Genomic DNA, 16698 nt, shown 5'->3' on the forward strand with positions numbered 1-16698 from the left:
ATAGTAGGAACGGTATGATAGGTCTTTTCAATCGATTTTGGCTCTATCCACTTCCAGCTTTGTGGTGTCTTCTTGATGGGCTCCATTACGATACAATCAACCGGGCAGGGTGGAAGACATAATTCGCAACCGGTACATTCGGATTCAATCACTGTGTGCATCAGTTTTGCAGCGCCAACAATGGCATCTACAGGACACGCTTGAATACACAGTGTGCAGCCAATGCAATCCTTTTCGATGATGACCGCAACTTCGGGTGATTCTGGAGCAGCTTCGGCTTCTTCATCGAGTTCCATGGGCTCAACATCCAGTAAATCAGCCAAAGCTAAAATAGTGGTTTCGCCACCTGGAGGACATTTGTTGATTGGGGCTTCGCCTTTGGCAATAGCTTCAGCGTATGGTCGACAACCTGCATAACTACATTGGCCGCATTGAGTTTGCGGCAGCAGGCTATCTACTTGATCGGATAATGGATCACCTTCGACTTTGAACTTGACTGATGCATAACCCAGTACCAATCCAAAGAAGACCGCGAGGCCAACCAATATGATAATTGCCGTTAACATATTAACCCTTGATCAAACCTGTAAAGCCCATAAAAGCGAGTGCCATTAAACCTGCTGTTATCATGCCAATAGCATTGCCTTGAAAAGCTTCAGGAACATCTGCCGCCGCCAGACGTTCGCGCATAGCGGCAAATAAAACTAAAACCAGAGTGAAACCAAGCGCAGAACCGAAACCGTACAAGGCAGATTCTATGAAGTTGTTAGACTGCTGAACATTCAATAATGCGACACCTAAAACAGCGCAATTAGTTGTTATCAATGGTAAGTAAATGCCTAAAACATTGTGTAATAACGGGCTGGTTTTATGCACCACCAATTCAGTAAAGCCAACGATAGCGGCTATCACCAGAATAAAACTAATGGTGCGTAAATATTCAAGGTCAAAAGGCGCTAATAGATACTCGTGAACCAGGTAACTTGAAATGGAAGAAAGGGTGAGTACAAACGTTGTTGCCAAGCCCATACCCATAGCTGTTTCGAGTTTGCGTGAAACGCCCATAAACGGACACAAGCCAAGAAACTGAGCGAGAACAATATTGTTCACCCAAACGGTGCCGACAATGATAAGTAGGTATTCAGTCATTATGTAAGTGCTACTAATTTAGCTGTTTGTGATGCGTGATGAAAAATCCCATCACTGTAAAAAGAGCGGTATTTTGACATATTTGGGCGATAAACCTAACTGATTTTATAGGGAGAGGATATAAAACATACTAACTTTGTTGGTTATTCCGATATGAGTCATGAAAGTGATCATTTATTTTATTTATTCGTTCAAAAGTGCTTGATATGTTAGCAAATAATAATATACTTAATTTTGATCTTTTCGATGCATTCTTGTTGATGGGTATTTAATAAGAGTGGGAATAGATCGTTAATACCCTCCTAGCGGTTGGCGCTCCTTTTTGGGGCGTCTTTTTTTGCCTGAAATAAAGGGCAACATTAGAAAAAGTGCCTAAAAGTAGGGGGGTGACTAAATGATAGCCATCTAACGTATTTCTTAAGCTATATTCTTCTGTAGCTGCTTCTTCTCTCGATTAGCGATTAGGAATGAGGACATACCTGCCAGAATCAATGTAATCAAACCAATCAAACTTAATTGATCAGGCCAGGTATTGAATACCACCACGCCAAAGAAAGTCGCGGCAACTAATTGAATATAGACAAACGGGGCAATGACACTTGCCGGCAATTGACGGCTGGCTTCTATAATTAAAAGATTGCCGATTGCAGAACATAAAGAGCTTAGTAAGATCAGCAATGATAGATTCATATTAAGTTCTGGCATTTCTTTAATCCCAAACGGTGTTAATACGAAACTGCCAATGACCAGAGTAGAGATTAAAATCAGTCGCGGTCTAAATGTGCCTGCCAACCATCTGTTTGTCACCAGAAAAAATCCGTAAAATGTACCTGCCATTACAGCATAGATCATGCCAGTACTCATATCAAAGCCCGGTTTAATCACCAGTAGCGCGCCGCCAAAACCAATAAACAATAGAATTGAGCGTACTAGAGTAATAGGTTCTTTAAGAAATATGGCGGCGATAAAGTAAGATAAAATCGGGCCGATAAAAAATGCGCCAAATACATTGGCAATGGATTCTGTTTTAACGGCGGTAAGAATTGAAGAGACTGCGCCAATGAAAAGTGCGGCGCGAATCAGTAATCGCAAATCTAGAAAATGACGTAATTCTGACAATTTTAGTCCGCTAAAAGGCAGTAAACAAATAGCGCCAATAACAAAACGGGACCAGGCAACATAAATTGGGGTAACCCCTTGTTGCATCAGTAATTTCCCTGCAGTATCACCCAGCGGTATAAGCGTCATCGCCAGTAAAATCATTGCTATAAATAGCAATTTATTATTCGAAGTCATGGGTAAAAGACAGCCCTTTGTTAAAGCCTGGTTGAACAGCGAAGAGAAAAACTAAAAGATGAGTGATTATGATTTGACAGTTGCAGTCTAATGCTAAAGCAAATAATCGTGTTTAACGTTTTAAACAATAAAACGAAAAACACGCTAAAAGTAGGGGGGTGACCTTTACTTACTTCCTCCACCACATTCGGGTGAATCAGCCACTTTACCAGCTTTTTCAAAGTATTCATCGGGTGTCATGGTATGTAGGGCTAATGCATGAATCTGTTGTAGTTCATCCGCCAGGGCTGCATTGATCATACGGTGACGGGCAATCAGCATTTTTCCATCAAAGGCATCACTTACGGCTACCACTTTAAAATGAGATTCAGTCGCTGGGCCACTATGCATATGACTTTCATTGATTACTTCTAAAACTTCCGGAGAAAGGGCTTCGTTTAATTTTTCTTCGATAATGGTCTGCATATTCATAGTTTTGGCTCTGTATTAGTCGCTGTTCTTTAAAAAGCTATTATGCGGCTTAGATAATTTTAAACAAGATGATTTCGATGGTGCATAAAAATTAGATTCACTGATTGATTCAATTATTTATTCACCGATTTAAGTTTTCTCAGGATAGATTAAAAACCTGTTTATTGTTTTTTCGCTGAGTATATTTGTCAATCTAACTAATATTGCGGTTAATAAAAGTGCAAATAAAACACGGAAATATAAGGCTCCGGTAATGTCAGCCCCAAGCAGCATTATTAGCAAGGTGTCTTCAATAATGCTATGACATAGGGCCAATAGCGTTAAGGAACCAAAAACATCCATTTTAGTCACCCGTCCGCTTTTGGCTTCATTGATTAATAATGAGCCTCCGTAAACAATGCCAAGGGTAATTCCTACAATGGTGATTGATGTGGTTCTCTCACTTAAACCTAATACTTTTAAGACAGGTTTTAGTAACCAGCTCATGAGTTTTTCTATGCCGCTTAACTTCAATAGGCGTAAGAATATTACCAGGACAATGATGACTAGAAATACTTTGAATAGCGTCTCTACTTGTAATATTGCCCAGCCCATAAGAGAGCTATCAGTGCTGACTTCGGGTTTAAATAAGGCGGTACTTGGTGTGTCTAGATATCCACCTAAACTGTAGAGTTGGTGCAATAAAAACCCGAGTAATAATGCGCCGACCACGCGTAATAAAAATAAATAAAGTACACGCACACCTGCTTTTTGAGCGATACGTAATTCAATCGGCAGCGCATGAGCATATAACATCATTGCACCTAAAACGGTAACCTGAGCAACAGTTAACGGTTGCTCTATCGCCATCGTGACATAGATGATCATACCGCCGTAAATATTGCTGATTAATGTTGTTGCCCAAACTAATCCCATAGAGGCAGGTAAGCCAACTATTTCCATAATCGGTGCCAGCACTATGCCGATGAATTCAATGCCGCCCAATTCTTCAATAATTTTGACGATAATGATGATGGGTATCATCAGTTTAAACAGGTTATAAGTAATTGAGAGAATTTCAAGCGACAGACTTTTTAGCCAGCTTATGAAAGCGGTGTATTGCATGGACATATTCTAGAGCGACCTAATTATTCTGTTTTAGCGCTGATAGGGAGTCTTCGATGATTTCTTTGATTTCATCATCATTGTCTTTTTGGGTATCTGCTTTCTTTAGAAACTCAATAGCTCTGCTATCGGCCGTCATACCTAAATAATGCAAAGCATCAGCACGTATGCGCTTATCCTGATGAGTAGTTAATGCGCCCAAGTCATCAACCAGCGATTTTAGTAGATCAGTCCCCGTAAATTCTTCAAATATAACGCCTATACCTATTCGTGTACTCAATACCGTTCCAGAGTCGCCCAATAAAGTCATAATGTCTTGTATGGCTGCGTGGTCTTTATTAATAGTCGCAATAACTTTAGCGACTTGTCCTTCTGATAATAGAAAATCGAAGTCAGCAACTTGATTGTTAACCTCGTTAGTTTCGGTATTTTGCTCTTCCTTTGCCCAATTGATGCGTTGTTGTAGTGCTTCAATCGTTTGAGCGCCCGTTAGTTCATGTTTTCCAATGCGCACCCAGGGTACAGATCGTACTTTGTACTGCTGCATTGCTTCTGGATGCTGTTCGAGGTTGATTACATGGAGACTGCCTAACTCCCCTGATTTAATTAATTTGCTTAATGAATCAAGAACACCGGGACAATGCGCACAATGACTGCTTAATAGCATCAAAGCTTCTGGTGCAATAGGTGTTGTTGTGGAGTTGGTGTTTTCATCTTTCATTGTCATATCTCAACAGTTTTATTTGACGATCTCATTGATCACTCGAATGCTGTAAATTTAGTCATTACTTTAGGAATATTATCATTCTTCCAATGTTGAAAGGCCCATTGCCACAAATCATCCAATGATTCAAAGTCAGAGCTGTTGGGTGGATTTTGTCCCAGAAATTCAAGAGCGGCTAGTAATGTTTCAATTTTTTGAATACGTGAATTATTTTCTGTCGAAATAGCGGGTGAATGGTTTTGCTTGCTGAGTTTTTTCCCGTTAGCTGTAACTGCAGTAGGAAAATGCAAGTATTCTGGCTGCGGATAACCCAGTAAGCGTTGTAGGTATATTTGTCTTGGCGTGTTATCCAGTATATCCGAGCCACGCACTACTTGATTAATTCCTTGAAGCGCATCATCAACCACAACAGCCAGTTGATAAGCATATAAACCATCGCGACGCTTTAAGATGAAATCACCAATCTCATGCTCTATATCCTGACAAAAGATATCCGGTTGGCATAAGTCCTGAAAGCAAATCTCTTCGCTGATTGTTTTGACTCGAATGCTTGGGTTTTCGATATCAGGATTATTGATACCGTTTCTGCAAATACCAGGATAAATATAGCCATAGGTATCTGTTGCTGATAATGATTGCAAATATTTACGTGTACAGCTACAGGGGTAAATGTGGTTTGAAATGCTATCTAAGGCGGCTTGATATTTTTCATTTTGATGACTTTGGTATAGGATTTCTCCATCCCACATAAAGCCAAAAGACTCGAGTGTTTCTATAATGGATTGACTCGCGCCGTCCTGTTCTCGTTGAGTATCTACGTCTTCTATGCGTAACAACCATTTACCATCAGGATCTTGTTTTGCCGCTAGATAACTTGCAGTAGCAGCAATTAATGAACCAAAATGAAGAGCACCAGTGGGAGAAGGAGCAAATCTGCCAATCGGTGAATCAATATTTTTATTTGGTTGTATATCTAAAGTCATGAATACACGTTAGATGATGTGATTGTTAAAAACAATGTTTGTTCTTGTTATGTGCGTGCGCGCTTATAGTCGTAGAAAAACCGCCTGTAAGTAGGGGGGTGACTTTGAATGTAAATTCTAAAAAAAGTATTCTAAATCAGAAAAGCTGAATAAGAATACATAAAAAAGGGAGTCACAGTCGAAACCGTAACTCCCTTAATGATTGATGTCATTAACTCAAGTCAGTTTAAGCAATCTGCTTTTCCTTGATCTCTTCGGTTGTTTTGCAATCAATACATAGTTCTGCTGTTGGGCGTACTTCTAAACGTTGTAATCCGATTTCAATACCGCAAGCATCACAATAACCGTAATCATCGTTATCAACACGTGCAATCGTTTTATCAATTTTACGTACTAGTTTGCGTTCTCTATCGCGAGCGCGAAGCTCAAGTGTGAATTCTTCTTCTTGGGTTGCTCTGTCAGCAGGGTCAGAAAAGTTACTTGCTTCTTCTTGCATGTGACCCATGGTACGATCTACTTCTTCCATGAGTGCTTTTTTCCAAGCAATTAAGATACTTCTAAAGTGCGCAAGTTGATTTTCATTCATGTATTCCTCGTCTTTCTTAGGAACATAAGGTTCGATACCATCAACAGGTAAAGCGGACTTGCGTGTTATTGGCGTGTTGTTTGTTGCCATACTTGTACGTCTCCATGTTTGCATTTGTCTACCATAGCTATAAATGTAACTATGTTGCGGCAAAATTTTACGCGCGTATTGTACCTGAATTTTCTGTTAGGTAAATTAATACTTTCAATCAAGCAATTTTAAGTTATAAGTTATTCATAACATTAGTCTTACTCAGATTAATATTGATATACTTTTCTACTAACGGGGCTTTTATTGCGCTTATTGACTGTTAAATCAGTACCGATACTGCATTCAAAGGCCATAAAGTTGAATCTTTACTGAAGAAATCCACCCTATGTTTAAACAAGTCTTTCCTCATGTACCTGAGTCTGTTCAACAGCGCGTTGCAGAACTTCACGAAATTTTACACTACCATAATCATCGTTATTATGTTCTTGATGATCCGGAGCTTCCTGATGCCGAATACGATAAACTATTGCGTGAGCTGCAAGACATAGAAGAAAAATACCCAGAAACGTTAACCGTAGAATCTCCCACACAGCGTGTTGGTGCTCTGCCACTCAGTGAATTTACGCAAGTAAAGCATTTGGTGCCGATGTTATCGCTAGGTAATGCATTCAATGAAGAAGAAGTATTGGCCTTTGAAAAACGTTTGTTAGATAAATTGGGTGAGAAGGATATTACTATCGAATATAGCGTTGAGCCCAAGCTTGATGGATTGGCAGTGAGTTTGTTGTATGAAAACGGCGTGTTGGTTCAGGCTGCAACCCGAGGTGATGGCGAAACAGGGGAGAACATTACAGAAAATGTCAGAACAATTAGACAAGTGCCACTTAAATTAAGCGGCAAAAATATTCCACAAAGACTAGAAGTGCGTGGCGAAGTGTATATGCCCAAGGCTTCATTCGAAGCGCTAAACAATAAAGCCAGAGAAAATGGCGACAAAACCTTTGTAAACCCAAGAAATGCAGCCGCAGGAAGTTTGAGACAGCTCGATTCGAGAATCACAGCTTCACGAAATCTTGCTATGTATTGTTATGCCACAGGTTTGATCGAAGGTGGTACGTTAGCCGCTAATCATAGCGATGCAATGAAGCAATTGGCAGACTGGGGGTTGCCAATCTGTCCTGAGAATAAAGTAGTATCAGGAGCGGCAGGGTGCCTGGAATATTATAACGAGATCGGCAACAAGCGAGATAGCTTGTCTTACGAAATAGACGGTGTTGTATTCAAAGTAAATTCTCTGGAATTGCAAAATAAGTTAGGTTTTGTGAGTAGGGCGCCTCGTTGGGCAATCGCCCATAAATTTCCTGCGCAGGAACAAATGACGTTAATAAACGATGTAGAGTTCCAGGTAGGGAGAACAGGCGCATTAACGCCCGTAGCCCGTTTAGAACCCGTTTTTGTTGGTGGTGTGACTGTTACCAATGCAACCTTGCATAATATGGACGAGATCAAACGTAAAGACGTTCGTATTGGTGATACCGTCATCGTAAGAAGAGCAGGGGATGTGATACCAGAAGTGGCTAGAATCGTCCCTGATAAACGCCCGGCAGACGCCAAGGAAATAGTAATACCCTCGCACTGCCCTGTATGTGATTCAACTGTCGAACATATTGAGGGAGAGGCTGTTGCTCGCTGCACGGGCGGTTTGTTTTGTCCAGCACAAAGAAAAGAAGCGATAAAGCACTTTGCCTCACGTAAAGCACTGGATATTGATGGTCTTGGCGATAAATTGGTCGAGATGTTATTCGATGAGAAGTTAATAAAAAATGTGAGTGATTTATATAGTTTAAAAGTAGAAAGTTTAATCAAATTAGACCGTATGGGTGAAAAATCTGCGCAAAATTTGATTAAGGCACTTGAGGATAGCAAGCATCCAGTGCTTGCCAGGTTTATTTATTCATTGGGTATAAGGGAAGTGGGTGAAACAACCGCTAAATCCTTGGCAAATCATTACTGTTCACTAGAAGCAATGAAAGCAGCCGATTTAGATGGCCTGCAAAGCGTAGATGACGTTGGTCCTATAGTCGCTAACCATATCGTTACTTTCTTCCAGCAAGAGCATAACAATGAAGTTATACAGGCTTTGTTGGATGCGGGAGTAGAACCTCAAAACCCTGAAAAAAGACAATCAACAGAAAGTTTGCCTCTTGCTGGGAATACCTATGTGCTAACCGGAACACTGGAAAAGCTAAAGCGAAATGAAGCCAAAGAACAATTAGAAGCATTAGGTGCAAAAGTAAGTGGCAGTATTTCAAAAAACACCACAACTTTATTTGCAGGAGAAAAAGCAGGTTCAAAGCTCACAAAAGCCGAGGAATTAGGCGTTCCGGTATCTGATGAAAATGAGTTGATAAATCTTTTAAAAAAATTGCATTCAGATGCTTGACAGTTTTTAAAAGTAACCTTAATATACGCGCCTCGTTGAGACGGCTCTGGTGGCATGAGTTGTTGATGATACGAAGCGGGTGTAGCTCAGCTGGTAGAGCACGACCTTGCCAAGGTCGGGGTCACGAGTTCGAATCTCGTTACCCGCTCCAAATACAAAAGCCAATCATTTTATTATGATTGGCTTTTTTGTTTCTTGAGTGTTACTTCATAGTTTAAGAAGGAAAATTTAAGAAATAATGTAGAGATTATTCAGTGATTTTTATTATTAGTTTCTTAGAGATGATGATGAAAATAGGTGCTGAAAATTTATACAAATTACTTACCCTCCAATGGTCGTCATAAAAGGTGCCGTTGATCATGGTGAGTATAGTTTGAGCAATGGCTTTTATTTATATTTGTTCACGGCTGGATGGCAGAGTGTTATGCAACGACCTGCAACGTCGGATACCCTGGTTTAATTCCAGGTCCAGCCTCCAAATTTAAATAAGAAAGCCTTAGGATTAATCATTCTAGGGCTTTTTTATTGAAGTAACAAAAAGGTTTGAAATAGGCATTCCATCCGTTAATTTTTGATGCTATCATCCCGCCCCTAGTGAAAAGGTTGAGTAGCAAAATGGTTATGCAGCGGTTTGCAAAACCGCCTATCCCGGTTCGATTCCGGGCTCAACCTCCACTTTTTAAAAGTGTGATTTAAAACAGTGTTAGCCAAACACTAAAACTTAGGCTAGATTTATAAGACCATCTAAGTAGTATGCCCAGGTGGCGAAATTGGTAGACGCAAGGGACTTAAAATCCCTCGGTGGCAACACCGTGCCGGTTCGATTCCGGCCCTGGGCACCATTACTAACAAAGTTATATCTTTCTTTGTTCTTGCAATAATTCTCTTACGTTCTTAAGAAATATTCGCAAACTGTAAATTAAAACTTATATTTTTTCTGGTTTTTTCTAGAGTGTACTTCAATCTAATAGTCTGACTTTTGATTGATTTTGGGGATAGTAAACACAACGAGTTTATCTGAGTTGACTCTCTTTAGGTGTTGCAGATCTGCGTCATTTGGAAATCGATAAGAGTAATTTACAAACTGCCCACCGGCTATAGCATTGCCGGATATCATGCCGCCATTTTGTGCAGTGATTTGTAATTCTGTTTCAATCATTTTTACTTTTAGTTGTGATGATTCAATTCCATCAATGTGTATTTTTAGATAATAAGCCTTATCACTTTCAGTTCGTTCGCTTGAAATAGACAAAGAGTTAACTGATGAGCCAGAAAAAGCGATATCTGCATAAGTCACAAACAAAATAGTGCTTGTTAAAACAAGCACTATTAGTTTTGAAATATAATTAATCATCTTTTCTTTTGTTTTAATCGACCAGTTTACTTTCTCCAGCGAGCTCCTTTTTCAATAGGAACATTTAACCATAATGCTAGGTAAGTATTAGCGCTCAACATATTGTCATTAGAACTTATGATTCTGGCCTTTACGAAGTCGCTATGTAATCGCTTTAACAGGGCGCTATCAGATAGTTTTGAGTAGCTCCTATCTTTTCTATAATGAGCCAGTATGTCGCGTCGTACAGTTGCTTTTCCGTCAATAATGGATTTGCTATCAACAACTTTTCCGTTTACAACTCTACGTTGTACTAAAGTCGTATCTTTTTCTGGGCGTTTTAATAGTTTGCGTACGCCGTCATCATCAACATATTCTACGTTTACGAAATCTGACATGACTTGATTTATTAATAATTTATCTCTCATATCTACTAAAGATACTTTGCTTTTCTTACGTAATACAACTCGAGAGTTTCCTCTATTAAAATTATGGAAATCATACATTTTATTTGAAGAGATTATATCTTTAAATCCAATTTGTCGTTTGTTGTCTGAATTAGGTAGGCATTTCCAGTAGGGCACATAGGTGTATCTTCCAAGAGCTTCGATAATTCCCCATTCAATAAGTAAGCGAATGGCTTTATGTCTTGCATCTACTACAGATCTTTCTCTGCTGTAACCTATAGAGTTTCCATCTATACTTAAGCCGAAGGATAGATCGTTTCCTTTTTGGTAGACCTGAACAGTATTTGTAGAGCTACTGTTATTCACAATATCACCAATGTGAGCGTTAGCTATTCGGAAATCCATAGTCATGCGTGCTACATTTGTGACTTTGTTAGAAGTGGCTTCTAAATTTGTTTCGCCACTACCGCTACCAAATTCAAATGACCCTGTTGAACTATTTTTTCTATTTCTAATAATTCGATCATATTCCGTTAAAGCGCCATATAATTGAATTGTAGCGTAGTTATAATGTGATGCTTTATAACCACCTAAGTATGAAGAGTTTTTTGAATTATTTAGATTTTTATATCGTGCGGCATCAAGTATTTCATTACTGTTAGGGATGTGTGAAATTCTTATTGGTCCACCTATGCGAGTAATCAAACCAAGTGTCATATCTGTGAAATTATTTGGTATTTCACTATCTGGATAAGCACTTGATGAGATATTTGTTGCATCTTTTACATCAATTACTGCTAATTTTAATGGGGCAACATTATTGCCATTAGTGCGATAGGTAGAGAGCATGTCTCCAAAACAACCAAGGTAGTTAGTCGCTCTTGTTTTGGTGTCTGTGGGATATTCAAGGTGCTTGCTAAACTCATTTTGAATATTTGAAGTTGAGCAAGAGCTAATCAAGGCTGTGAAACTCAGAATAGTTATTTTTTTTCTCCACTCTTTCATAATCATATCCTTAAATATTATTTTTATAGTTCTATTTGTTTGTTAAGTAACTAAAAACGCTATCGTTGAATAGCAATAGAGTCGCCTTCGTTTTGATTTAAAATAATAATGGTGTTGGCAGTTGTTCCTGGGGGGATTATTACTGATCCAGCAGATGCGCCTTCTACACCAGAGTTGTTGGTAAAAACAGTAGTATCTTGTAAAAGGCCTTCAACTGTGTCAGTTATCTCACCTACTTCTCTGACTGTTTTTCTTCCGTTATTAATAATGTGGGCCAATAGGAAATCTACATTGAAAATGCTACTGTCGATACGAGAATCAAACTCATTCAATGGTAGCTTTAATGATGGTGCATCAAATCTATTCGCATAAGCAATATTAAAAGAATTGCTAATTACAAAAAAAAGTGTATAGACTGTAAAGATGCTGATCTTTGAAATCTTAAATATCTTAGAAAGCATTATACTTTTCATAAAAAAATATATCTTAGAGTTCATTACCCAAGCTCCTTTATTGCCTATACACTATTTTTTAGGGCTAGCTAAATTAAACTAATTACTGTATCCACCTACGTGAATAGAGCCCGCTGTTGCCGCACCAACTGCTATAGCACCATTACTCGTGTTACTTACTGAATCGAAATCACACGCACAATTTTCTAAATATATTGAGCCCGCGACGGCACGTTCACCAGATGTAGTAATTGTGAAACCACCTAAACCATTTGCGCTACCTGTACTAGAGCCAATAGCTAAAGCATTGGTAGAATTATTGGTTAGAGTTGCTCCTTTATGAGGCATTGGCTTAGGACCGTTTGGTTTTCCTCCCGTAGCAAATGCTGCTGTTGATGTAAACGCTATAACTACTGCTGCTGTTAATAATTGAATTTTCATAATAATTTCCCTCACAAAATAAATTTAAAATTCAAAAGTAAACAATAATGATTTCCTTCATGTGAACTGTTTACTTTTATCTTACGATTTAAAGAAAAAATGAACCTTTTTCCTCAACCGCAGACAAACTATATTCTTACTTATCAATATAGTTAATAGGCCATTAGGTTTAATACTAATGTACTAGTACATTTAGGTATGCTTATAACTTACAATTAAAAGTTATTAATGTTTAATAAAAACAGTTAGTTAGGGATTTAATTGTTACTTGCATTGTTTCTGTAAATAAGTTTTCACTAAGTTTTATCTTATAATTTTGTGACATATTTCACATTATCAGTTGTTGTTTTTGTCTTTGTTTTCTCAATATGGCTATTTTTATAGGGTAACCTCACGCTTTTAATTTAACTTTTTTGCTTTTTTAAACATTTATTTATAAATATATAATTAAAAATGTGGCTAAAAGTAGGGGGGTGACTATTTTTAATAACTATTCATGTTAAAAATCATTTTTTGGCATATATTAGTCTCTTATATTTAAATCACTCATTTCAAATCATATAGAGTCACTTCATGGCTATTAGTATCTTCGATTTATTCAAAATTGGTATTGGACCTTCCAGTTCTCACACTGTTGGGCCTATGGTTGCGGCTAAAACTTTTCTTGATGGTTTAGAGAAGAAGGGTAATTTAGGTGCTGTCGCTAGTATTTCTGTTGACCTTTATGGTTCACTCGGTGCTACTGGCAAAGGACATGGGAGTGGTAAAGCGGTTCTATTAGGCTTGATGGGTGAAAAACCTGATGAAGTCGATGTGGATAAAGTGCCTGCTATTTTTAATCAAATACTCGAATCTAAAAAAATAAAATTAGGGGGTTCTAAAGAAATTGATTTTGATTACGAGGTAGATATTACCTTTCATAGAAAGAGGTCATTACCTTTTCACGCCAATGGAATGATGTTGACTGCGTGTGATACGCATGATGAGATATTGTTGGAAAAAATATATTACTCTGTCGGGGGTGGATTCGTCGTTGATGATAGCGAGAGAGATCAAGCTACATCACCGATAAAACAAAACGATACTGTTTTACCCTATTCATTTACTACAGGTGATGAATTACTCGCACTGTGTAAAAAAGAAAAACTTTCCATTAGTGAAATCATGTTACGCAATGAATGTGTTTGGTTGCCCGAAGCAGAAGTGCGCGAGAAATTATTAAAAATCTGGAAAGTCATGCAGGAATGTGTAGAAGCAGGCTGCAAGAATACAGGTATCTTACCTGGTGGTTTGAAAGTTAAAAGGCGTGCTGCTGAATTGTGCCATTCTTTAGAAAACAAACTCACTAACGAACAATATAATCAAGGCAGTATGGATTGGGTGAATTTATTCGCTTTAGCGGTGAATGAAGAAAATGCTGCAGGTGGGCGTGTTGTGACTGCGCCTACTAATGGTGCTGCTGGTATTATTCCGGCCTTAATTCATTATTATGTACATTTCTGTCGTGCTTATAAGCGTGATGGTGAAGATGGAATCATTAGATTCTTATTAACGGCAGCTGCTATAGGCATCATTATAAAAGAAAATGCATCAATCTCTGGTGCAGAAGTCGGTTGCCAGGGTGAGATCGGTTCTGCTTGTGCAATGGCTGCGGCTGGTTTAACCGAAGTTTTAGGCGGTACGCCTGAGCAAATTGAAAATGCCGCTGAAATAGGTATCGAACACAATTTGGGCTTAACCTGTGATCCTATTGGTGGTTTGGTGCAAGTTCCGTGTATCGAGCGTAATGCAATGGGGTCTGTGAAGGCAATTAATGCATCAAGAATGTCTTTAAGAGGCACGGGCGAGCATTTTGTTTCGTTTGATAAAGCAGTCGCTACCATGCGTGAAACCGGTAAAGATATGCGTTCTAAGTATAAGGAAACATCACGCGGTGGATTGGCGATTCAGGTTATTGAAGTGCCCGTTAATATTGTTGAGTGTTAATGCAGGAAATTGTTTATTAAATACCTTAGAAAATATTAAACAGATATTAATAAAGTCACCCCCCTACTTATAGGGCATTTTTTATAGAGATTCAGTTGGGTCCCAGCGGGATAGATCGATATCCTCAACGAAATCCCAATGGGGTTGCTCGAAGGCTCGGCTTGTTTTAAGTATCTGTAAATATTGTTTTCTTGGGATATCTATCGCGCCCATGCTGCTTAGATGTGAGTTCGCAATTTGGCAATCAATCACCGAATAACCCCAATGCTTAATATGCCAGGCGAGTGCTACAAAGGCGATTTTGGATACATCGCGTTCTCTACTGAACATTGATTCGCCGCTGAATACGCCGCCAGAGGCAACGCCATAAAGTCCACCGACTAATTCTTCTTTGTTATTCCATATTTCAACACTATGGGCAATACCTTGTTCGAATAAGCGTTGATAGGCATCATGCATTTCATTGGTTATCCATGTGCCTCCTGAGAGTGCTCTTGGCGCTGCGCAAGCTTTAACGACAGAAGAGAAGTCGGTATCAAATCTAATTGAATAGCCGCTATTTAGATTTTTTCTTATGGATTTTCTAAGGCTTCTACTTATTTTGATACGTTCTGGAAATAACACGGCGCGTGGGTCAGGACACCACCAATATATCGGTTCATCGGGGTTAAACCACGGAAAAATCCCGGATTTATAGGCGTTGATCAAGCGGGTAGGGGAGAGGTCTCCACCAAAAGCTAGTAAGCCATTGGGTTCATCCCAAGCCATTTCCACAGGTGGAAATGGCTCATCACTGGCGTGAGGATCAAGTAGAACTAAAGAAGAAGATGATTTTTCTGAAGCCATGCTTTTTATCTATTCCGGGTGTTAGATTAGCTCTCTGCCAGTTTGTCCATGAATTTCTCGGCATCTAAAGCGGCCATACAACCAGTGCCAGCTGAAGTAATGGCTTGACGATAAACGTGATCCATTACATCGCCCGCAGCGTATACGCCTTCAACACTGGTTTGAGTGGCATTACCTGCAGTGCCGCTATTTACAGAAATATAACCGCCTTGCATGTCGAGTTGACCTTCGAAGATATCTGTATTTGGTTTATGTCCAATTGCAATAAACACACCATGCACATCTAACTCTTGAGTTTCTTCGGTTTTGACATTCTTAATGCGCATTCCTGTTACGCCCGCATCATCACCTAAAACCTCTTCTAAAACATTGTCCCACATCAAAGTTATGTTACCGGTTTCTGCTTTTTTGAGGATTTGATCGCGTAAGATTTTTTCTGAGCGTAATTCATCACGGCGATGAACAAGGATAACTTCGCTAGCGATATTCGATAAGTATAGCGCTTCTTCAACAGCAGTATTACCACCGCCTATGACTGCTACTTTTTGATTGCGATAAAAGAAACCATCACAAGTAGCACAGGCAGAAACTCCACGGCCTTTGAATTTCTCTTCAGATTCTAATCCCAGATACATGGCAGATGCGCCAGTACAGATGATTAGTGAATCACAGGTATATTCGTTACTGCCACCTTTTAGTTTCAGTGGTCTTGAGCTGAAATCAACAGAGGCAATATAATCAATGATTAATTTTGTATCGAAGCGCTCTGCATGTTTCTTCATGCGCTCCATTAATTCTGGACCTTGTACGCCTTCGTTATCACCCGGCCAGTTGTCTACATCAGTAGTGGTCATCAATTGGCCGCCTTGTTCCATACCGGTGATAATGACCGGATTAAGGTTGGCGCGTGCAGCGTAAACAGCGGCACTATAACCTGCAGGTCCTGATCCTAAAATGATGAGTGGGTGGTGTATCGCGTCGCTCATGGGTGATGCTCCTGGGTAATCTGTTTGATATTAGTTGGTTATATTATTTCTGTATTATATCTGTTTATTTTTGCAGCCATAACAGAAGCTATAACAATTGTTCGCTATGCTATGTAATGTTCGCATTAAGGTAAAGCAATACTTAAATATTCAAGGTTTCCCTTAAGTTTGTGTGTTTAAGAGTTTATGAATTCAATCTTGTAATTACAAATAATGAGATGTTCGTTTATTCATGAACCTAATCGTAAGTACTTGAAACTAAATACGTATAATTTTTAGCATAAGATATAAAACTATAAAGCTGTGGTTTCTACGTAGAAAGCTTCAAATTGGATGTGATTTATGCTAATGTGATGCCAGCATATAAGGGCTTATATGTTAAGCATTTCAGTGTTTTATAGAATACTGTTTATGCATAATTATAAAATAAAACGTAACGTGTTACTTTAACAACGAAAAGGAATAAGGCTTGTTAACTACCTGAGCATAGATAAA

General features: G+C 38.9%; 15 protein-coding genes, 4 tRNA genes and 1 pseudogene. 6 read left to right on the top strand and 14 right to left on the bottom strand.

Annotation, left to right across the window (positions count from 1 at the left end; all coding sequences use genetic code 11):
- Positions 1 to 29: 29 nt before the first annotated feature.
- The 8 genes and pseudogenes from rsxB to dksA all read right to left on the bottom strand — a co-directional run.
- A pseudogene (gene rsxB / locus Q1A31_RS06180) lies at positions 30 to 566 on the bottom strand (electron transport complex subunit RsxB); the annotation flags it as partial.
- 1 nt (position 567) lies between these two features.
- On the bottom strand, positions 568 to 1149 hold the full coding sequence (gene rsxA / locus Q1A31_RS06185; protein WP_131905109.1) for an electron transport complex subunit RsxA: 582 nt from the start codon (positions 1147 to 1149) through the stop codon (positions 568 to 570).
- A gap of 417 nt (positions 1150 to 1566) precedes the next feature.
- On the bottom strand, positions 1567 to 2445 hold the full coding sequence (locus tag Q1A31_RS06190; RefSeq protein ID WP_299873881.1) for a DMT family transporter: 879 nt from the start codon (positions 2443 to 2445) through the stop codon (positions 1567 to 1569).
- A 165-nt stretch (positions 2446 to 2610) separates the two neighbouring features.
- Entirely contained in the window at positions 2611 to 2916 is a 306-nt protein-coding gene (locus Q1A31_RS06195; protein WP_299873883.1) for a BolA family transcriptional regulator, read from the bottom strand.
- Positions 2917 to 3045: 129 nt separating this feature from the next.
- Positions 3046 to 4026 (bottom strand): hypothetical protein, encoded by a 981-nt coding sequence (locus Q1A31_RS06200; RefSeq protein ID WP_299873886.1) that lies wholly within the window; start codon positions 4024 to 4026, stop codon positions 3046 to 3048.
- 13 nt (positions 4027 to 4039) lie between these two features.
- On the bottom strand, positions 4040 to 4747 hold the full coding sequence (locus tag Q1A31_RS06205; RefSeq protein ID WP_299873889.1) for a thioredoxin family protein: 708 nt from the start codon (positions 4745 to 4747) through the stop codon (positions 4040 to 4042).
- A gap of 32 nt (positions 4748 to 4779) precedes the next feature.
- A complete protein-coding gene (gluQRS, locus tag Q1A31_RS06210) occupies positions 4780 to 5727 on the bottom strand; it encodes a tRNA glutamyl-Q(34) synthetase GluQRS (protein WP_299873891.1) in 948 nt (315 codons plus the stop codon).
- Between the two features lie 226 nt (positions 5728 to 5953).
- Complete coding sequence (dksA, locus tag Q1A31_RS06215) at positions 5954 to 6403, bottom strand: RNA polymerase-binding protein DksA (RefSeq protein WP_299873894.1); 450 nt, start codon at positions 6401 to 6403, stop codon at positions 5954 to 5956.
- A gap of 286 nt (positions 6404 to 6689) precedes the next feature.
- Between dksA and ligA the strand changes: the two genes are divergently transcribed.
- The 5 genes from ligA to Q1A31_RS06240 all read left to right on the top strand — a co-directional run bounded on the left by ligA (position 6690) and on the right by Q1A31_RS06240 (position 9589).
- The gene (ligA, locus tag Q1A31_RS06220) at positions 6690 to 8747 is read left to right on the top strand and encodes an NAD-dependent DNA ligase LigA (RefSeq protein ID WP_299873897.1); all 2058 of its coding nucleotides are present in this window, start codon (positions 6690 to 6692) and stop codon (positions 8745 to 8747) included.
- A gap of 75 nt (positions 8748 to 8822) precedes the next feature.
- A tRNA-Gly gene (locus tag Q1A31_RS06225) sits at positions 8823 to 8898 on the top strand.
- A 254-nt stretch (positions 8899 to 9152) separates the two neighbouring features.
- Positions 9153 to 9225 (top strand) — tRNA-Cys (locus Q1A31_RS06230).
- 123 nt (positions 9226 to 9348) lie between these two features.
- Positions 9349 to 9422 (top strand) — tRNA-Cys (locus Q1A31_RS06235).
- A gap of 80 nt (positions 9423 to 9502) precedes the next feature.
- A tRNA-Leu gene (locus Q1A31_RS06240) sits at positions 9503 to 9589 on the top strand.
- Between the two features lie 122 nt (positions 9590 to 9711).
- On the opposite strand, the gene Q1A31_RS06245 is transcribed toward Q1A31_RS06240, so the two are convergent.
- From Q1A31_RS06245 to Q1A31_RS06260, 4 genes are read right to left on the bottom strand one after another with little or no spacing between them, the layout of a single operon-like run.
- Entirely contained in the window at positions 9712 to 10101 is a 390-nt protein-coding gene (locus Q1A31_RS06245; protein ID WP_299873900.1) for an Hsp20/alpha crystallin family protein, read from the bottom strand.
- Between the two features lie 26 nt (positions 10102 to 10127).
- Positions 10128 to 11492, bottom strand: a complete 1365-nt coding sequence (locus tag Q1A31_RS06250; protein WP_299873902.1) for a hypothetical protein — start codon at positions 11490 to 11492, stop codon at positions 10128 to 10130.
- A 59-nt stretch (positions 11493 to 11551) separates the two neighbouring features.
- Positions 11552 to 11989 carry a hypothetical protein gene (locus Q1A31_RS06255; protein ID WP_299873904.1) on the bottom strand — a complete coding sequence of 146 codons (438 nt, stop codon included), beginning with the start codon at positions 11987 to 11989 and terminating at the stop codon, positions 11552 to 11554.
- A gap of 54 nt (positions 11990 to 12043) precedes the next feature.
- Positions 12044 to 12385 carry a hypothetical protein gene (locus tag Q1A31_RS06260; RefSeq protein ID WP_299873907.1) on the bottom strand — a complete coding sequence of 114 codons (342 nt, stop codon included), beginning with the start codon at positions 12383 to 12385 and terminating at the stop codon, positions 12044 to 12046.
- A 573-nt stretch (positions 12386 to 12958) separates the two neighbouring features.
- Between Q1A31_RS06260 and Q1A31_RS06265 the strand changes: the two genes are divergently transcribed.
- On the top strand, positions 12959 to 14371 hold the full coding sequence (locus Q1A31_RS06265) for an L-serine ammonia-lyase (RefSeq protein WP_299873909.1): 1413 nt from the start codon (positions 12959 to 12961) through the stop codon (positions 14369 to 14371).
- A gap of 81 nt (positions 14372 to 14452) precedes the next feature.
- Here Q1A31_RS06265 and aat read toward each other — a convergent pair whose 3' ends face one another.
- The gene (gene aat / locus Q1A31_RS06270) at positions 14453 to 15217 is read right to left on the bottom strand and encodes a leucyl/phenylalanyl-tRNA--protein transferase (protein ID WP_299873912.1); all 765 of its coding nucleotides are present in this window, start codon (positions 15215 to 15217) and stop codon (positions 14453 to 14455) included.
- A gap of 26 nt (positions 15218 to 15243) precedes the next feature.
- A complete protein-coding gene (gene trxB, locus Q1A31_RS06275) occupies positions 15244 to 16203 on the bottom strand; it encodes a thioredoxin-disulfide reductase (protein ID WP_299873915.1) in 960 nt (319 codons plus the stop codon).
- Positions 16204 to 16698: the final 495 nt, after the last annotated feature.

Origin of the sequence: uncultured Cocleimonas sp. (genome assembly GCF_947495625.1) — a bacterium.
In the GTDB taxonomy this organism is placed as follows: domain Bacteria; phylum Pseudomonadota; class Gammaproteobacteria; order Thiotrichales; family Thiotrichaceae; genus Cocleimonas.